Origin of the sequence: Streptomyces sp. WMMC500, from assembly GCF_027497195.1 — a bacterium.
Taxonomy (GTDB): Bacteria; Actinomycetota; Actinomycetes; order Streptomycetales; family Streptomycetaceae; genus Streptomyces.
Genome location: NZ_CP114905.1, coordinates 3,573,202 through 3,589,842 on the forward strand (window position 1 = coordinate 3,573,202; position 16,641 = coordinate 3,589,842).

General features: G+C 71.0%; 25 protein-coding genes. 4 read left to right on the plus strand and 21 right to left on the minus strand.

Annotated features, from left to right (window positions below; genetic code table 11):
• Positions 1 to 15: 15 nt before the first annotated feature.
• The 18 genes from rpsH to O7599_RS15055 all read right to left on the minus strand — a co-directional run bounded on the left by rpsH (position 16) and on the right by O7599_RS15055 (position 9,041).
• Positions 16 to 414, minus strand: coding sequence for a 30S ribosomal protein S8 (gene rpsH / locus O7599_RS14970; RefSeq protein ID WP_018834834.1), 399 nt, complete (start codon positions 412 to 414; stop codon positions 16 to 18).
• Between the two features lie 129 nt (positions 415 to 543).
• Positions 544 to 729 (minus strand): type Z 30S ribosomal protein S14, encoded by a 186-nt coding sequence (locus O7599_RS14975; protein WP_018834835.1) that lies wholly within the window; start codon positions 727 to 729, stop codon positions 544 to 546.
• 3 nt (positions 730 to 732) lie between these two features.
• Positions 733 to 1,308: a 50S ribosomal protein L5 gene (gene rplE / locus O7599_RS14980; RefSeq protein WP_047017572.1), complete on the minus strand. Its 576-nt coding sequence runs from the start codon at positions 1,306 to 1,308 to the stop codon at positions 733 to 735.
• Positions 1,308 to 1,631 carry a 50S ribosomal protein L24 gene (rplX, locus tag O7599_RS14985; protein ID WP_281622656.1) on the minus strand — a complete coding sequence of 108 codons (324 nt, stop codon included), beginning with the start codon at positions 1,629 to 1,631 and terminating at the stop codon, positions 1,308 to 1,310. Before rplX ends, rplE begins: the two co-directional genes overlap by 1 nt.
• A gap of 3 nt (positions 1,632 to 1,634) precedes the next feature.
• Positions 1,635 to 2,003: a 50S ribosomal protein L14 gene (rplN, locus tag O7599_RS14990; protein WP_018834838.1), complete on the minus strand. Its 369-nt coding sequence runs from the start codon at positions 2,001 to 2,003 to the stop codon at positions 1,635 to 1,637.
• A gap of 99 nt (positions 2,004 to 2,102) precedes the next feature.
• Positions 2,103 to 2,390 carry a 30S ribosomal protein S17 gene (gene rpsQ, locus O7599_RS14995; RefSeq protein WP_047017570.1) on the minus strand — a complete coding sequence of 96 codons (288 nt, stop codon included), beginning with the start codon at positions 2,388 to 2,390 and terminating at the stop codon, positions 2,103 to 2,105.
• Positions 2,390 to 2,614, minus strand: a complete 225-nt coding sequence (gene rpmC, locus O7599_RS15000; RefSeq protein WP_281622657.1) for a 50S ribosomal protein L29 — start codon at positions 2,612 to 2,614, stop codon at positions 2,390 to 2,392. The genes rpsQ and rpmC overlap by 1 nt, the downstream gene beginning before the upstream one ends.
• Positions 2,614 to 3,033, minus strand: a complete 420-nt coding sequence (rplP, locus tag O7599_RS15005) for a 50S ribosomal protein L16 (protein WP_027754754.1) — start codon at positions 3,031 to 3,033, stop codon at positions 2,614 to 2,616. Before rplP ends, rpmC begins: the two co-directional genes overlap by 1 nt.
• 3 nt (positions 3,034 to 3,036) lie before the next feature.
• A complete protein-coding gene (rpsC, locus tag O7599_RS15010) occupies positions 3,037 to 3,897 on the minus strand; it encodes a 30S ribosomal protein S3 (RefSeq protein ID WP_281622658.1) in 861 nt (286 codons plus the stop codon).
• The gene (gene rplV, locus O7599_RS15015) at positions 3,897 to 4,244 is read right to left on the minus strand and encodes a 50S ribosomal protein L22 (RefSeq protein ID WP_027772221.1); all 348 of its coding nucleotides are present in this window, start codon (positions 4,242 to 4,244) and stop codon (positions 3,897 to 3,899) included. Before rplV ends, rpsC begins: the two co-directional genes overlap by 1 nt.
• A 43-nt stretch (positions 4,245 to 4,287) precedes the next feature.
• Positions 4,288 to 4,569, minus strand: a complete 282-nt coding sequence (gene rpsS / locus O7599_RS15020; protein WP_027772222.1) for a 30S ribosomal protein S19 — start codon at positions 4,567 to 4,569, stop codon at positions 4,288 to 4,290.
• Positions 4,570 to 4,586: 17 nt separating this feature from the next.
• The gene (gene rplB, locus O7599_RS15025; RefSeq protein WP_101422280.1) at positions 4,587 to 5,423 is read right to left on the minus strand and encodes a 50S ribosomal protein L2; all 837 of its coding nucleotides are present in this window, start codon (positions 5,421 to 5,423) and stop codon (positions 4,587 to 4,589) included.
• Between the two features lie 43 nt (positions 5,424 to 5,466).
• A complete protein-coding gene (gene rplW / locus O7599_RS15030) occupies positions 5,467 to 5,832 on the minus strand; it encodes a 50S ribosomal protein L23 (RefSeq protein WP_281623393.1) in 366 nt (121 codons plus the stop codon).
• An 8-nt stretch (positions 5,833 to 5,840) separates the two neighbouring features.
• Entirely contained in the window at positions 5,841 to 6,533 is a 693-nt protein-coding gene (gene rplD, locus O7599_RS15035; protein ID WP_281622659.1) for a 50S ribosomal protein L4, read from the minus strand.
• A 4-nt stretch (positions 6,534 to 6,537) separates the two neighbouring features.
• Positions 6,538 to 7,182, minus strand: a complete 645-nt coding sequence (gene rplC, locus O7599_RS15040) for a 50S ribosomal protein L3 (RefSeq protein WP_027772226.1) — start codon at positions 7,180 to 7,182, stop codon at positions 6,538 to 6,540.
• 14 nt (positions 7,183 to 7,196) lie between these two features.
• Positions 7,197 to 7,505: a 30S ribosomal protein S10 gene (gene rpsJ, locus O7599_RS15045; RefSeq protein WP_003948644.1), complete on the minus strand. Its 309-nt coding sequence runs from the start codon at positions 7,503 to 7,505 to the stop codon at positions 7,197 to 7,199.
• A 573-nt stretch (positions 7,506 to 8,078) separates the two neighbouring features.
• Entirely contained in the window at positions 8,079 to 8,414 is a 336-nt protein-coding gene (locus O7599_RS15050) for a hypothetical protein (protein WP_281622660.1), read from the minus strand.
• 135 nt (positions 8,415 to 8,549) lie between these two features.
• Positions 8,550 to 9,041 carry an ATP-binding protein gene (locus O7599_RS15055; RefSeq protein ID WP_281622661.1) on the minus strand — a complete coding sequence of 164 codons (492 nt, stop codon included), beginning with the start codon at positions 9,039 to 9,041 and terminating at the stop codon, positions 8,550 to 8,552.
• 219 nt (positions 9,042 to 9,260) lie between these two features.
• Here O7599_RS15055 and O7599_RS15060 point away from each other — a divergent pair, with 219 nt between their 5' ends.
• Both O7599_RS15060 and O7599_RS15065 read left to right on the plus strand, forming a co-directional pair.
• Positions 9,261 to 10,112: a helix-turn-helix transcriptional regulator gene (locus tag O7599_RS15060; RefSeq protein WP_281622662.1), complete on the plus strand. Its 852-nt coding sequence runs from the start codon at positions 9,261 to 9,263 to the stop codon at positions 10,110 to 10,112.
• Between the two features lie 12 nt (positions 10,113 to 10,124).
• Positions 10,125 to 10,319 carry a hypothetical protein gene (locus O7599_RS15065; RefSeq protein ID WP_281622663.1) on the plus strand — a complete coding sequence of 65 codons (195 nt, stop codon included), beginning with the start codon at positions 10,125 to 10,127 and terminating at the stop codon, positions 10,317 to 10,319.
• 1,598 nt (positions 10,320 to 11,917) lie between these two features.
• On the opposite strand, the gene O7599_RS15070 is transcribed toward O7599_RS15065, so the two are convergent.
• The gene (locus O7599_RS15070; RefSeq protein WP_281622664.1) at positions 11,918 to 12,823 is read right to left on the minus strand and encodes an LLM class flavin-dependent oxidoreductase; all 906 of its coding nucleotides are present in this window, start codon (positions 12,821 to 12,823) and stop codon (positions 11,918 to 11,920) included.
• 213 nt (positions 12,824 to 13,036) lie between these two features.
• A complete protein-coding gene (locus O7599_RS15075) occupies positions 13,037 to 13,927 on the minus strand; it encodes an NAD-dependent epimerase (RefSeq protein ID WP_281622665.1) in 891 nt (296 codons plus the stop codon).
• Positions 13,928 to 13,998: 71 nt separating this feature from the next.
• On the opposite strand from O7599_RS15075, the gene O7599_RS15080 reads away from it, so the two are divergent.
• On the plus strand, positions 13,999 to 14,937 hold the full coding sequence (locus O7599_RS15080; protein WP_281622666.1) for a helix-turn-helix domain-containing protein: 939 nt from the start codon (positions 13,999 to 14,001) through the stop codon (positions 14,935 to 14,937).
• Between the two features lie 11 nt (positions 14,938 to 14,948).
• Here the strand turns inward: O7599_RS15080 and O7599_RS15085 are convergent, their stop codons facing one another.
• Positions 14,949 to 16,100 (minus strand): hypothetical protein, encoded by a 1,152-nt coding sequence (locus O7599_RS15085; RefSeq protein WP_281622667.1) that lies wholly within the window; start codon positions 16,098 to 16,100, stop codon positions 14,949 to 14,951.
• 63 nt (positions 16,101 to 16,163) lie between these two features.
• On the opposite strand from O7599_RS15085, the gene O7599_RS15090 reads away from it, so the two are divergent.
• Positions 16,164 to 16,637 (plus strand): NUDIX domain-containing protein, encoded by a 474-nt coding sequence (locus tag O7599_RS15090; protein WP_281622668.1) that lies wholly within the window; start codon positions 16,164 to 16,166, stop codon positions 16,635 to 16,637.
• Positions 16,638 to 16,641 lie beyond the last annotated feature (4 nt).

Consider the following 16,641-nt stretch of genomic DNA (forward strand, 5'->3'; position numbering starts at 1 on the left):
CTCCGTTCCCTTCCGTTACCAGACGTAGGCGAGGACTTCCCCGCCCACGCCCTTCTTGCCAGCCTGCTTGTCGGTGAGCAGCCCGTGGGAGGTGGAGATGATCGCCACGCCCAGGCCGCCGAGCACCTTCGGCAGGTTGGTGGACTTTGCGTAGACCCGAAGACCCGGCTTCGAGATCCGCTTGATGCCCGCGATCGAGCGCTCGCGGTTCGGGCCGTACTTCAGCTCCAGGACGAGGCTCTGGCCCACGCGGGCCTCCTCGGTCTTCCAGCCGCTGATGTAGCCCTCCTGCTGGAGGATCTCCGCGATGTGCGTCTTGATCTTGCTGTGCGGCATCGTCACGGTGTCGTGGTACGCCGAGTTCGCGTTCCGCAGACGGGTCAGCATGTCTGCGATCGGATCGGTCATGGTCATGTGATGGCCTTCGGCCTCTCTCGCCGCGGTTTCCTGTCTGCTCCGTCCCTCTCCCCCAGGAAGGGGGCGGGTGTGGTGCGGGGACCTACGGCGTAGTAGTCGGTCAAAGCGTCCCGGTGATCCGGCGGATCACCAGGAGCTCTTGGTCACGCCCGGCAGCTCGCCCCGGTGCGCCATCTCACGCAGGCACACGCGGCACAGGCCGAACTTGCGGTACACGGAGTGCGGACGGCCGCAGCGCTGGCAGCGCGTGTAACCGCGCACCTTGAACTTCGGCTTACGGCCGGCCTTTGCGATCAGGGCCTTCTTTGCCACGGCTCATGCCTCCTTGAACGGGAAGCCGAGGAGACGAAGCAGGGCGCGGCCCTCGTCGTCGTTGCTCGCCGTGGTGACCACGGTGATGTCCATGCCCCGGACCCGGTCGATCTTGTCAGGGTCGATCTCGTGGAACATGACCTGCTCCGTGAGACCGAAGGTGTAGTTGCCCCGGCCGTCGAACTGCTTCGGCGACAGGCCGCGGAAGTCGCGGATGCGCGGCAGCGCGAGCGACAGCAGCCGGTCGAGGAACTCCCACATCCGGTCGCCGCGGAGCGTGACGTGGGCGCCGATCGGCATGCCCTCGCGCAGCTTGAACTGCGCGATGGACTTCCGGGCCTTGGTCACGGACGGCTTCTGGCCGGTGATCGTGGCGAGGTCCTTGATGGCGCCCTCGATCAGCTTGGAGTCGCGGGCGGCGTCGCCCACGCCCATGTTGACCACGATCTTGGTCAGGCCCGGGATCTGCATGACGTTCTCGTAGGAGAACTCGTCCTTGAGCTTGGCCTGGATCTCGTCCCGGTAGCGCTGCTTCAGGCGCGGGGGCGTGCCCGCGGCGGTCGCAGTGGTGGCAGTCATCAGATGTCCTCACCCGTCCGCTTGGCAACGCGGACCTTGTTGCCCTCGTCGTCGAAGCGGTAGCCGACCCGGGTCACGACCTTCTGGCCGTCCTTCTCCACCACGAGCTGAACGTTGCTCACGTGGATCGGGGCCTCGGTCGTGATGATCCCGCCGGTCTTGGACCCGCGGGCCGTCTGTCCGGCCTTGGTGTGCTTCTTGACCCGGTTGACACCCTCGACCAGGACGCGGTCCTCGCGCGGGTAGGCCGCGATGACCTTGCCCTGCTTGCCCCTGTCCTTGCCGGTGATGACCTGAACCAGGTCGCCCTTCTTGATCTTCATGTGCTACAGCACCTCCGGCGCGAGCGAGATGATCTTCATGAACCTCTTCTCGCGCAGCTCGCGGCCGACGGGGCCGAAGATGCGGGTGCCGCGGGGGTCACCGTCGGCCTTGAGGATGACGGCGGCGTTCTCGTCGAAGCGGATGTACGAACCGTCCGGCCGGCGGCGCTCCTTGACGGTGCGCACGACGACCGCCTTGACGACGTCGCCCTTCTTCACGTTGCCGCCGGGGATCGCATCCTTGACGGTGGCGACGACGACGTCACCGATACCCGCGTAGCGGCGGCCCGATCCGCCGAGCACACGGATGCAGAGAATCTCCTTCGCACCCGTGTTGTCGGCGACCTTGAGTCGCGACTCCTGCTGGATCACGTCTATCTCCTGATCGTCTGCCGGTTCCCGGCGGGACCCTCGTACGAGGGGACCCGCCGAGCCTGGCGGAACCGTCCTGGGGGCTCCCCCCAGGAATACTTACTTGGCCTTCTCCAGCACCTCGACGACGCGCCAGCGCTTGGTCGCCGACAGCGGCCGGGTCTCCATGAGGAGGACGCGGTCGCCGACGCCGCAACTGTTCTGCTCGTCGTGCGCCTTGTACTTGGTCGTACGGCGGATGACCTTGCCGTACAGGGCGTGCTTCACGCGGTCCTCGACGGCGACGACGACGGTCTTGTCCATCTTGTCGCTGACGACGAGCCCTTCACGGGTCTTGCGGAAGCCGCGCTCAGTCTTGGTCTCTTCTGTCACATTCGTCTCGCTCATCAGGCGCTCTCCACCGTGTCGATGCCGAGCTCGCGCTCCCGCATGAGGGTGTAGATCCGGGCGATGTCCTTGCGGACGGCCTTCAGCCGGCCGTGGTTCTCGAGCTGTCCGGTCGCCGCCTGGAAGCGGAGGTTGAACAGCTCCTCCTTGGCCTCGCGCAGCTTCTCCACGAGGTCATCGTTGGACAGCCCGCGCAGCTCGGTCGCCTTGGTACCGGCGGCCATCACGACTCACCACCCTCGCGCCGGACGATCCGGCACTTCATCGGAAGCTTGTGAGCCGCACGGGTCAGCGCCTCACGAGCGGTCTTCTCGTTCGGGTACGACAGCTCGAACATCACGCGTCCGGGCTTGACGTTCGCCACCCACCACTCCGGCGAGCCCTTGCCGGAGCCCATGCGGGTCTCGGCGGGCTTCTTGGTCAGCGGCCGGTCCGGGTAGATGTTGATCCACACCTTGCCGCCACGCTTGATGTGCCGCGTCATGGCGATACGCGCGGCCTCGATCTGCCGGTTGGTGACGTACGCGGCCGTGGCCGCCTGGATGCCGTAGTCGCCGAAGGCCAGCTCGGTGCCGCCCTTGGCGAGACCGCGGCGCTTCGGGTGGTGCTGCTTGCGGTGCTTGACCCTGCGAGGGATGAGCATGGGTCAGCCCTCCGTTCCGGGGTTGTCGGCTGCAGGGCCCGCGGCACCAGCAGCGGTGCTGGCGGCCTCGGCCCGGGGGGCCTCGGCGGCCGGAGCCTGCTGCTCGCGCTGCGGACGACGGCCGCGGCCACCGCGCTCGCCGCCGCGACGCGGACGGTCGCCACCGCCACCGCCGCCGCCACCGCGGGACGGGCGGTTGCCGGCGCGGGCCGCGGCGTTCTCGGCGCGGACCTCGGCGATGTTCTTCACGTCGCCCTTGTAGATCCAGACCTTCACGCCGATGCGGCCGAAGGTCGTACGGGCCTCGAAGAAGCCGTAGTCGACGTTGGCACGCAGGGTGTGCAGGGGCACACGGCCCTCGCGGTAGAACTCCGAGCGGGACATCTCGGCGCCGCCGAGCCGCCCGCCGCACTGGATCTTGATGCCCTTGGCGCCCGCCTTCATCGCGGACTGCATGCTCTTGCGCATCGCCCGGCGGAAGGAGACGCGCGAGGAGAGCTGCTCGGCGACGGCCTGGGCCACGAGCTGCGCGTCGGTCTCGGGGTTCTTGACCTCAAGGATGTTGAGCTGCACCTGCTTGCCGGTCAGCTTCTCCAGCTCGCCGCGGATGCGGTCGGCCTCCGCGCCGCGGCGGCCGATGACGATGCCCGGCCGGGCGGTGTGGATGTCGACGCGGACGCGGTCACGGGTGCGCTCGATCTCCACCTTGGAGATGCCCGCGCGCTCCATGCCCTTCGTCATCATCCGGCGGATGGCGACGTCTTCCTTGATGTAGTCCTTGTACAGCTTGTCCGCATACCAGCGCGACTTGAAGTCGGTGGTGATGCCGAGCCGGAACCCGTGCGGGTTTACCTTCTGGCCCATTACCGGGTCCCTTCCTTGCTGCCGACGACCAGCGTGATGTGGCTGGTGCGCTTGCGGATCCGGTACGCCCGGCCCTGCGCACGGGGCCGGAACCGCTTCCAGGTCGGGCCCTCGTCGACGTACGCCTCCTTGACGAACAGGCTGTCGACGTCGGTGTGGTCGTAGTTGTGCGCCGCGTTGGCGATGGCGCTGTCCAGCACCTTGCCGACGGGCACGCTCGCGGCCTGCGGGGCGAAACGCAGGACCGCCTGAGCCTCCGTGGCGGTCATGCCACGGATGAGGTCCACCACACGGCGGGCCTTCATGGGCGTGACGCGCACATAGCGCGCGGAGGCCCTGGCTTCCATGGTTGTCCCTTCGGTGTGAGTCATGGTCTTCGCACTCCGCAGGTCAGCGACGACGCGACTTGCGGTCGTCCTTGACGTGGCCCTTGAAGGTGCGGGTAGGCGCGAACTCGCCGAGCTTGTGCCCGACCATCGACTCGGTGACGAACACCGGTACGTGCTTCTTGCCGTCGTGCACCGCGATCGTGTGGCCGAGCATGGCCGGGACGATCATCGAGCGGCGGGACCAGGTCTTGATGACGTTCTTGGTGCCTGCTTCGTTCTGCGTGTCCACCTTCTTGATGAGGTGGTCGTCGACGAAGGGCCCCTTCTTCAGACTGCGCGGCATCTCTACTCCACCCGCTCCTAGCGCTTCTTGTTCGTCTTGCGGCGGCGGACGATGTACTTGCTGCTCGCCTTCTTCGGCGAGCGCGTACGGCCTTCCTTCTGGCCCCAGGGCGAGACCGGGTGGCGACCACCGGAGGTCCTGCCCTCGCCACCGCCGTGCGGGTGGTCGATCGGGTTCATCACGACACCGCGGACGGTCGGGCGCACGCCCTTCCAGCGCATGCGGCCGGCCTTGCCCCAGTTGATGTTCGACTGCTCGGCGTTGCCGACCTCGCCGACGGTGGCGCGGCAGCGGATGTCGACCAGCCGGATCTCGCCGGACGGCATCCGCAGGTGGGCCATGCGGCCCTCCTTCGCCAGCAACTGCACGTGCGCACCGGCGGAGCGGGCGAACTTCGCGCCGCCGCCGGGCTTCAGCTCGATGGCGTGGATGACGGTACCGACCGGGATGTTGCGCAGCGGCATCGCGTTGCCCGGCTTGATGTCCGCGCCGGCGCCGTTCTCGATCCGGTCGCCCTGCTTCAGGCCGGCCGGCGCGAGGATGTAGCGCTTCTCGCCGTCGGCGTAGTGCAGCAGCGCGATGCGCGCGGTGCGGTTCGGGTCGTACTCGATGTGCGCGACCCGGGCGGGGACGCCGTCCTTGTCGTGCCGACGGAAGTCGATCACGCGGAAGGCGCGCTTGTGGCCACCGCCCTGGTGGCGGACGGTCACACGACCGGAATTGTTTCGGCCGCCCTTGCTGTGCAGCGGGCGGACCAGCGACTTCTCCGGCGTGGACCGCGTTACCTCGACGAAGTCGGCGACGCTGGCGCCACGACGGCCAGGAGTCGTCGGCTTGTACTTGCGGATACCCATTTCTTCAGTCCTCGTCCGTGACGGACAGCCCTGTCGGTCCCCGTCAGGAGACCGGGCCGCCGAAGATGTCGATGCGCTCGCCCTCGGCGACGGTCACGATGGCGCGCTTGGTGTCGGCGCGCTTGCCGTAGCCGGTGCGGGTGCGCTTGCGCTTGCCCTGGCGGTTGATCGTGTTGACCCCGATGACCTTGACCTGGAAGACCTTCTCCACGGCCTGCCGGATCTGGGTCTTGTTCGCCCGCGGGTCGACGATGAACGTGTACTTGTTCTCGTCGAGCAGCGCGTAGCTCTTCTCCGAGACGACGGGCTTGAGCAGCACGTCGCGCGGGTCGTCGTAGGTCTTGCTGGTGACGGTGAACTCGTTCGCCGTCTCGTCCGCGGCCTCGGCCCCGGTCTCGGTCTTGTCCATGTCGACCATCAGGCGTCGCTCCCTTCAGCCTTCTGGAGCTCGACCTCGCCGACAGGAGACTGGCTCTTGCCGCCGCCCTTGACGGGGCCGGCCACGAACCGCTCGAAGGCGGCCTGCGTGAAGACCACGTCGTCGGAGACGAGCACGTCGTACGTGTTGAGCTGACCGGCGTCCAGGATGTGCACGTCGGGCAGGTTCCGGGCGGACAGCATCGACAGGTCGTCGTCCCGCTCGATGACCAGCAGCACGTTCTTGCGCTCGCTGACCTTGCCAAGGAGGGTCCTGGCGGCCTTCGTCGAGACCTCTCCGTCGACCACGCCGGTGACGACGTGGATCCGGCCGAGGCGGGCCCGGTCCGAGAGGGCGCCGCGCAGCGCGGCGGCCTTCATCTTCTTCGGGGTCCGCTGCGAGTAGTCGCGCGGCACGGGGCCGTGCACGACGCCGCCGCCCGCGAACTGCGGGGCGCGGATCGAGCCCTGCCGGGCGCGGCCGGTGCCCTTCTGGCGGTACGGCTTCTTGCCGCCGCCGCGGACCTCGCCGCGGGTCTTCACTTTGTGCGTGCCCTGGCGGGCAGCGGCCAACTGGGCGGTGACGACCTGGTGGATCAGCGGAATGCTGACCTGCGCGTCGAAGATCTCCGCGGGGAGCTCGACGGTCCCGGCCTTCTCGCCCGCCGGCGAAAGGATGTCAACGGTGCTCATTACCTCAGGCCCCCTTGGCCGCGCTACGGACCAGGACGAGGCCGCCGTTCGGACCGGGGACGGCGCCCTTGATGAGCAGCAGTCCCTTCTCCGCGTCAACGGCGTGGACGGTCAGGTTCTGGGTGGTGACCCGCTGGTTGCCCATCCGGCCGGCCATCCGCATGCCCTTGAACACGCGGCCCGGGGTGGCGCAGCCACCGATGGAGCCCGGCTTGCGGTGCACGCGGTGGGCGCCGTGGCTGGCCTTGCCGCCGGCGAAGCCGTGGCGCTTCATGACGCCGGCGAAGCCCTTGCCCTTGCTCTTGCCGGTCACGTCGACCTTCACGCCGGCCTCGAAGGTCTCGGCGGTCACCTCCTGGCCGAGGGTGTACTCGGAGGCGTCCGCGGTGCGGATCTCCACCAGGTGGCGGCGGGGAGTGACGTCGGCCTTGGCGAAGTGGCCCTTGAGGGGCTTGTTCACCTTGCGCGGGTCGATCTCGCCGAAGGCGATCTGGACGGCGTCGTAGCCGTCGGAGTCTGCGGTGTGGATCTGGGTGACGACACAGGGGCCGGCCTTGACCACGGTCACCGGGACGACGCGGTTGTTCTCGTCCCAGACCTGGGTCATGCCGAGCTTCTCGCCCAGGACGCCCTTGATCTGCTTAGCCATCTCTTCGCGACCTCTCAGAGCTTGATCTCGATGTCGACGCCGGCCGGGAGGTCCAGGCGCATCAGCGAGTCAACGGTCTTGGGGGTCGGGTCGAGGATGTCGATCAGACGCTTGTGGGTGCGCATCTCGAAGTGCTCGCGAGAGTCCTTGTACTTGTGCGGCGACTTGATGACGCAGTACACGTTCTTCTCAGTGGGCAGCGGCACCGGGCCCGCGACCGACGCACCAGTGCGGGTCACCGTCTCGACGATCTTCTTCGCCGAGGAGTCGATGACCTCGTGGTCGTAGGCCTTGAGCCGGATGCGGATCTTCTGTCCCGCCATGGCTTCTCAGCAGTCCTGTTCTCGTAGCGCTCCGGCGCCCGGTGGTCTCCCGCGGTCTCCCGCCGACGGAGGGCGCGGACCCGTTCCCCGACCCACGCGGTCGGGCGTGTCGCAACCCTCCCCGCATGTCTCCCGCGAAAGCAGTGCGCCTGCGGACATCCACGGAGGTCCGCAGGGGTTTTCCTTGCAGGAAGAGGGGGAAGATCCCACCGAGTGCCCTGGCCTGCACCCCGCTGACGCTTCCCGGAAGATTCCCGTACTTCCGCCCCTGATGAGGGGCGACGAATACGTGGGACTCGCTTCCGGTCCTCCCGGCGGGAGGCGCGCAGCATCGACGCTCAGCCGAGCAACCCGGATAGTGTGCCATACGGCGCTCGGCTCGCGCCAATCGGCGCAAATACCACGCGGCGGTCCGTGTCGGGGACTCAGGTCGCGGGGCTCGGGTCGCGGGGCTCGGGTCTCGGGCTCAGGTCCCGCTTCGGCCGCGTACCGGAGCGTGGCAGCACTCGACTTCCCAGTGTCCGTGCTCCGGGGAGCGCCCGCGCGGCAGGATGCGGAAGCCGGAGGCGAAGGTCACGTTGCGGTCGGCGATCTGCCCGCCGGCAGGACGGGGTGACCTGGGGGCGTACGGGGGCCGCCGAACGGCTGCCGCCGCATGGCTCCGGGATGCAGTTGAAGCCGTTCGACGAGATAGACCCGCTTCCCGTTCCTGCTGACGGCGCTCGCCTTGCAGAGCCCGAGGGCGACCGCGCGGGGATTGCCCGCGCGGTCGAGGCGGGCCCACCACTCCAGCACGGTCCCGGCCTTCTCCTGCAGCCTGGCCTGCACGCCGGGGCCGAGCATGTCCCAGCACTCCTGGCGGCACGGGCCGCCCTCCGGCAGGAGGTCGCGGGCCTGGTGAACCTGCACCGCGACGGACTCCCCGCCCGCCGCCCGTCCCCGTGCCCGTGCCCGCCCGGGAACTCCGCACGCGCCATGTGTGCCCCTCCCGCTCGTACTCAGAGTCGTATCCAGGGGGGCGGTCCTAGTCACGGGGGGTCGTGGTCATTGGGGGGCGTGGTCATCGGGGGCGTGGTCGCCGGTGTCGAGCCGGAGCCCGGCGACGACGGCCTTCCCGCGGACCCGGCGGGGGACGACACCCCAGACGGCGGAGAGAGCGTCGACGAGGAGGAGCCCGCGACCGCCGCAGGCAGATGCGTCGGATGCGTCGGTGGGAGAGAGAACGGGCGCACCGGGGCCGGGATCGGAGACGGCGAGCCAGTAGTGGCCGTCGGCGGGCCAGAGGAGGAGTTCGACGAGATGGTCCTCGGCGGGCCGGGTGCCGTGACGTACGGCGTTGGTGACGAGTTCGGAGGCGAGGAGCTGAAGGTCGCCGCCGAGGCGGGGGCGGTGGGGGTCGGGCAGGGCGTCGAGGACGGCCCGGCGGGCGCGGGGGACGGAGCGGGCGTCGGCGGGAAGGCCCAGCGGACGGGGAGGGGCGGGATGGGCGGGGCGGGCGAGGTGGGTGGGGTGGATGGAACGGAGTGGCGGAGGCATGGGGTCATGGCGGACTCCTGAGCCGGGGTTGGTCGTGGACGCGCCAGTGGCCTGCCTCCCTGGGGCGCGAGCACGCCCACCCCAGGGAGAGCGGGCATGCTCGCGCGGTGCGCTTCCGGCGTTGCTGTGAGTACCTTGCGCACAACCGAGAGTAGTCATAGGTTGGCAGAATTACTACCTCCTCTCGGAGGTTCTCTCCTTTCCGTAGGAGGCACGGACATGGCCATCAGGAAGACACCAACCCAGCGACAGCAGCGCCTGGGCAGCGAGGTGCGGAAGATCCGTACGTCGGCGGGGATGTCCACCACGTACGCCGCCGGATTACTGGGACTGGACAGCGGAAAAATCTCCTACATGGAGTCCGGCCAGCGCACCATCACACCCGAGCGGCTGCGCACTCTGGCCTGCAACTGCCACTGCACCGACGAGAGGTACGTCGAGGCCCTGGTCGCGATGGCCCAGCCAGGCGAGAAGGGCTGGTGGGAACGGTACCGCGGCAGTCTCCCGCCCGGGCTCCTGGACATCGCGGAGCTGGAGGCGCACGCCGGCCGGATGCGTATCGGAACGACTGTGCACGTCCCGGGCCTGCTACAGACGTCGGACCACGCCCTCGCCGTCTTCCGCGAGGTCATGCCACCCCTGCCGGAGGACGAGGTCGGCCTCCGACTCGCCCACCGCGCCAAACGCCAACAGGTACTCCTCAGCGCCAACCCGCCCGACTACGTCGCAGTCGTACACGAAGCGGCCCTGCGCATGCAGTTCGGCGGCCGGTTGGTCGCCCGTGCACAGTTGGAGCACCTGCTCGGCATGTCCGAGCGGGAGAAGGTCACCATCCGGGTGATCCCGTTCGATCGGGGGTCGTTCCCCGGCGCCGGTCAGAACGTCCTCTACGCCGAGGGCCCGGTCCCACAACTCGACACCGTGCAGATCGACAACTCACACGGACCGGACTTCCTGCACGCGGACGGACAGCTCGCGAAGTACCGAGCGCAACTGGACCGACAAGAAGACGCGGCCCTGCCCGCAGACGAGTCCCGTGACTTCATCCATGAGATCGCAAGCCAACTCTGAAACGAGGTAACCATGCCCAGCACCATCGACTGGGAAGACCCGTACTGCGGCGAAGGCAACGCGTGCTTCCGCATAGGCACGGACGCGGAAGGGAACGCGCACATCGCCGTGGCAGGCAGCGAGGAGCACAGGGTCACCGACTCCATCGAAGCCCTCCGCACGCTCATCCGCGACATCAAGGCCGGCAAGGCGGACCACCTGCTGTAACGCCACCAACCCGGCGTCGGAGGGGGCGGCGTCGGGGTTTGCCGGCGTCGCATGGGCACCCCCCGGGCCACCCATCTCCTGATGATGCGGGCCTCCGTCCGGCGTCAAGGGCGCCCCCTCCGCTTCGCTCCGGGAGCGTCGCTACGCGATGGGCTGCGCCCACCCTTGACACCGGACTCCGGCCCGTAAAGACCGGCGGCTATGAGTGGCCCGGGGGGAGCGGCACCCCGTCGAACGCCCTACGTATCGGCACCCGGCGGACGGGGGCCGACACCGCGGCGAGACCACCCCCCTCGCGGACAAGCCGCCCAACGGGCTCGCACCGGAACCGGGCCACCGAACACCGGAGCCGGACCTTCACCCACCGAGACACAACACCCGACACAGGCGCGCCGACGACCGCCCCGACCGAACGAAAACGACACGAACTCGGGGTAACACCCCCCGAGAAGCGGGGCAAATCGCCCGCACGGACCGACTTTCGCCGATCCGCACGCACTCAGCCCGCTTCCCGACCCCACCGGACAGTCCGCAGCACCCTGGCGGAGAAATCCGGCCGTAACTCGCGGTAACACCCCTCAAGAATCGGGGCAAATCACCCTCACAAACCGACTTTCGCCCAGCGACGCGCACCCACGTCCAGGGCAGCGCCGCCACCCGCCCAACGCCGCACGCCACTCGCCGGCCCACTGTCCCCACGCGACGCCCCACGGCACCCGAGCCTCCCCCGTAACAGCGCCCATCCGCGATCAGGGCGGGCCCTCCACCGGCCTCCGGCCCCCGCCTGCCGGGGCCGTCGGCGACCGGGCGGGCCCGTTTCCGGTGGTCCGGCCCTCCGCTACCGGGGCCATCCGGCGATCTGGGCAGGCCCGGCTCCGAGAGCCCGCCCCCGTCGGCCGGGTTCTCCTTCGTAGCCTGCGTTCGAGGGTGCCCGCTCCCCCCGGGCCACCCTTAGCTGCCGGTCTTTTACGGGCCGGAGTCCGGTGTCAAGGGTGGGCGCAGCCCATCGCGTAGCGACGTTCCCGCAGCGAAGCGGAGGGAACGCCCTTGACGGCGGACGCAGGCCCGCACACTCAAGCGCGGGGTGGCCCGGGGGGAGACCTCGCGACACAGGCCCACCCCGACACGCCCCCCCGTCCACCGGCCCACCCCACGAACGAGGGCACGCCCGGAGCCGTACCCCCGAAGCCGACTCGCCCTACGCAGCGGCGCCCGCCCGGCACCGTACCCCCGCACCCGGGCCACGCTCGCCCACGATGCCCGTGACCCGGGTGCGTTGTCACAGCACACGCATACCCTTGGGCGGGCGTGCGGGGAGATGGGTCGGGCAGAAGAGCGCGGCGCCCTCGGCACGTACGCAACCCGCACCCGCCTCCGGCCCCCGGCTCCGGCTCCCGGCCCCCGGCTCCGCTCCCGGCCCCCGGGCTCCCGGCTCCCGGCCCCGGCTCCTAGCCCTCGACCCCCGGCCTTCAGCTCCCGGCTCCTGGCTCCTGGCCCTCGACCCCCGGCTCCCGGCTCCTGGCCCTCAACCCCCGGCTCCCGGCTCCCGGCTCCCGGCCCCCGGCTCCCGGCTCCCGGCTCCCGGCTCCCGCAACCCGTTACCCGAGCACCGGCGGGCCCGCCTCTACCCGGCGCAGTACCGCGGACAGGCGATCCAGGTCGGGGCCGGTCTGGACTTGCCGTTCGTCCCACCACGTCGCGCCGGCGTCGTGCAGCGGGCCGATCACGTCCCTGGCCTTCCCCGCATCCGGCGACGTGGCCCCGCCGAGGACGAACTCGAAGGGCCGCTCGGCCCCAGCACCAGCCCCAGCCCCGCCGCCGCCCCCGGCCTCCGCCGCCGCGCGGTGTTCACGCACGTACGCGAAGAGATCCCGCACCTCGGCCAGATCCGGCACATGACCGTGCCGCGCTGTCTCGAACAGCGGCACCGCCCCATCCCACCGCGCCGCCCGCCGCATCGGCGGGCGCCGCGGCCAGAACCCGCCGATCCACACCGGCGGCCGGGGCTGCTGCACGGTTGGCGGTAGCAGGGTGACGTCGTGGGCCTCGTAGTGTGGACCGCGGTGGGTCACCGGTTCGCCGGACCAGAAGCGCTGGAGCAGGTCCAGGCCCTCGTCCAGCCGCTCGCCGAGCACACGCGCCTCGGCGGTGTCGCCGAAGCTGCGGTACTCGTCCTCGACGGGTCCGCCCAGGCCCGCCCCGAAGATCACGCGGCCACCGCTGAGGTGGTCCAGGGTGGCGACTTGGCGGGCGAGTTGCTGCGGGCGGTAGCGGGGTACGGGCGTCAGCAGAGGGCCCAGCCGGATCCGGGAGGTCGCCAGGGCGGCGGCGGTGAGCAGCATCCAGGGGTCGCCGAAGGGGCGGCCCCGGTGGCGGCGGTGCAGGACGTGGTCCCAGACGAAGAGCCCGTCCCACCGGGCCTGTTCGGCGGCGGCGGCCACGGTGGCGACGTTGCGGGGATCGGCGAAGTCACCGAAGTTCGGGATGTTGACGGAGAAGCGCATCCACGCAGGGTGCGCACCGGGCCGCGAAGCAGCAATCGGATTCACGCGGACGGTCAATCCGCCCAGGGACGTACGCGGGAAGTACGCGGGAAGTACCCGATCGCCGGTACGTCGCCCCCGCGCCGCCCTGCCCCCTGCCCCCTGCCCCCTGCCCCCGCCCCCGCCCCCGCATCCTCCCGGCGGCGGCGGTGGCGGGGGCGCTCAGCACCCCGGCTACACCACCTCCCCCAACACGTCGTCCGCCGGGGTGGCGGTCACGCCGAAGGTCTTCTCGGTCTCGGAGTAGTCGATGACGTACGGGTGACCGGGCTTTTCGAGCACCTCGTGCATTTCCGCCCAGAAAGGAGCCGTGAGCGCGAGCAGGCTGATGTCGCGTTCGGTCAGTTCCTCCATACGGGGCTCCGGTGCCCCGGCAAGTGCGGCGAGGCGCGTGGCCAGTTCGCGTACGGACAGCGTCGAGGTCGGTGCGTGCCAGGCCCGGCCGTAGGAGCGCTCGTCGCGGCTCGCCGCGACCAGCGTGCGGGCGGTGTCCGCGATCGCCGAGTAGCTGTGGGGCACGTCGAGGGGTTGCGGCACCAGGGCCGGCCTGCCCTCCAGGGTCTGCCGCTGCACGAAGAGGCTGAACACGGAGAAGGCGCCGGCGCCGTAGAACTGGGCGGCGCGTACCTCCGTGACCTTCACCCCCGAGGCGGCGGCCTCCTCCCAGACGCGCGCCCTGGCGCGGCCCTTGGGGCCCGTCGCGGCGAGCGGGAAGTGCGGGGTGATCGGGCCGGCCACCGGCCCGTACGCGTAGAGGTTGCCGAGCATGACGTACGCGGCCCCCGTCCGCCGCACCGCGCTCAGCAGCGACGCCGACAGGACGGGGAACTGCTCCGGCCACAGGTGGTACGGCGGCGCCGCGGTGGTGAAGAGGGTGTCCGCGCCCTCCGTCAGCTCGGTGAGCCGGTCGGTGTCCGTCGCGTCCGCGGCGATCCTCTCGACGAGCGGGTGGTCGGGGCCGCCGCCGGTGCGGCTGAGCATCCGTACCCGTTCGCCGTCCTCGGCCAGCAGGAGGGCGGTCTTCGAGGCGGTGGCTCCGCGCCCCACGATCACATGAGTTGTCATGCGGACGACGGTGCCGGGGCGTGGCCTCGTACGATAGTGGCCGGAATGCCAAGTGTCCGGAGGTTCAGGCCATGCACCGCATCGCCGCGGTCACCGTGCAGCCGGTGCTGAGTTTCGACGTCTCGATCCCGCTCATGATCTTCGGCAGCGTGCCTCAGTACGAGGTGCGCGTCTGCGCGGTACGGCCCGGGCCGCTGGCCACCGTCGGCGGGCCGGACATCGTCGTTCCGTACGGGCTGGAGGGGCTGGACGGCGCCGACACGGTGCTCGCGGTCGGCAGCGGCGGCGAGGAGGCGCCCGCGGAGGTGCTGGAGGCGCTGCGGAAGGCCGCGGCCGGCGGCGTACGGATCGCGTCCCTGTGCACGGGAGCGTTCGTACTGGCCCAGGCCGGCCTGCTCGACGGGCGCCGCGCGACGACCCACTGGGGGCTCGCCCGCGATCTCGCCACCCGTTTTCCGGCCGTTGACGTGCAGCCCGACCACCTCTTCGTCGAAGACGGCGGCATCTACACCTCCGCGGGCGCCGCCGCCGCGATCGATCTCTGCCTGCACCTGGTCGGCGTCGACTACGGCGCGGCGGTCGCCCACACGGTCGCGCGGCTCGCGGTCGTCCCTCCCGTACGGCCCGGCGGTCAGTCGCAGTTCATCGAGACGCCGCTGCCGCCCGAACGCGGCACGTCGCTCGCGCCCACGCGCGCGTGGGCACTCGAACGCCTCGACCTCCCGCTCACGCTCGTGGATCTGGCCCGGCACGCCCGGACCAGCGTGCGGACGCTGACGCGCCGCTTCCGCGCGGAGACCGGGCTGAGCCCGCTGCAGTGGCTGCTGCAGCGGCGGATCCACCGGGCGCGGGAGTTGCTGGAGACCACCGGGCTGCCCATGGACCAGGTGGCCGAGAAGAGCGGTCTGGGGAGCGCGGATTCGCTGCGCAAGCACATGGCCGCCCACGTCGGCGTGACGCCCACCGCGTACCGCGCGAGCTTCCGCAGGACCCGTACCGGAGCCCGCTGAGCCTCGGTACGTCAGTGGATGCGCGCCGTGTAGGGCGGGAACGCGTCCGGGTCGGTGAAGTCCAGGTCCGCGTCGGGCCAGCGGCGGCGCAGCAGGGCGGCGGTGCGGCGGGCCCAGCCGGCGAGGTGGGGGAAGGCGCGGTGATGCGCGGCGGTACGGGCCGCGGCCTCCAGCGTCTCGACGAGCTGGGCGCGGCCGTGGTCACCCCGTACGCGCGCGTCGAGCGCGGTGAACCGCTGCAGGCGGGCGGTCGCCCAGAACAAGCAGGCCGCCGCCAGGCCGCGTCCGTACCGCCGGTCGTCCTCGGCCGCGGGCACCCCGCGGGCGAGGGCGCGGCGGTGCTGGTCGGCGAGGCCGGCGGCGACGGGGTCGCCGACGGTGATCCAGCCCGGGCCGGGGACGTGCAGACAGACGGCGTCGAGGAGGGCGTGGGTGTAACCGGCCGACTCGAAGTCGATGACGCGGGGGTCCGGTGGGCCGGACTCGCGGACGAGGACGTTGTTGGCCTCCGCGTCGCCGTTGCTGAGCACCAGGAACGGGCCGGGATCGGTCAACTCGGCCAGGGCCTCCCCGCATTCGGTGAAAGCCCGCCCGGCGAGGGGGACGCCGAGCGCCGCGGCCTGCACGGGCGCCCCGTCCCGGAGCCGGGCGAACCCCGCCACGCAGTCCGCCGCCGGGTCCACGGGCCCGAGCGCGGCCCGTCGACGGAGGTACGCGCCGGCGTGGCCGGCGGTCGACGCGCTGAGTTCGCCGCGCGCACGGGCGAACGCGGCCAGCCGGCCGGCGTGGCCGGCGGCGCCGTCACGGCGGAGCAGGCCGTCGAGGGCGGCGCGCGGCGCCAGGTCCTCCAGCACGACGAACCCGGCGGCGAGGTCGGCGGCGACGACGCGCGGGGCGAGCGCCAGACCGAGGTCGTCAGAGAGGAAGCGGAGCGCACCCACCTCGGTACGCAGCCGCCAGGACCCGGTGCGGGTCTCGCCCGGCCCGTCGCGTACCCACTTGACCACGACGGTCCGCGGCACCGCCTCGCCGCGCAACGTGACCCGCGCGACCGCCCAGGGCTCCAGCCGCTCCCAGGCGACGACGCGGACGGGTGCGGAATGCAGACCCGCCAGGAGGGCCTCGACGCCGGCGCGCCGAGGTGCGGTGCCGGAGGAAGGCATCGAAGGAGTGTACGGCGCACTCGCGCTCACACGTCCCGGATAGGGTCCCCGGGGGGTGCCGGGATGAGCCTGCGGCTGGCGGCGTACGCCGTGTGCACAGAAGGCGGACGGGTCCTGCTCGCCCGGCACGTGTCGCCGAGGGGCGAGAGCAACTGGACCCTCCCGGGCGGCAGGGTCGAGCACGCCGAGGATCCGTTGGACGCGGTGATCCGGGAGGTCGCCGAGGAGACCGGTTGCGACGCGGTGGTCGAGCGCCTGCTGGGTGTGGACTCCCGGGTGATCCCCGCGGCTGAGCGTACGGTCCCGGGCGGACCGGAGCTCCAGAACGTCGGCGTCTTCTACCGGGTGCGCATCACCGGCGGCCGGCTACGGCCGGAGCCGAACGGCGAGACCGCCGAGGCGGTCTGGACTCCGGTTCCCGATGTCGCTCACCTGCGCCGGTCATCGCTGGTCGACGTCGGCCTCGCCCTGGCTCGTACGCTTCCGGCGACCGGCCACGTCGCCTCCGTCCCGGTCGGCGGCCTGATCCAGCACTGAGGCG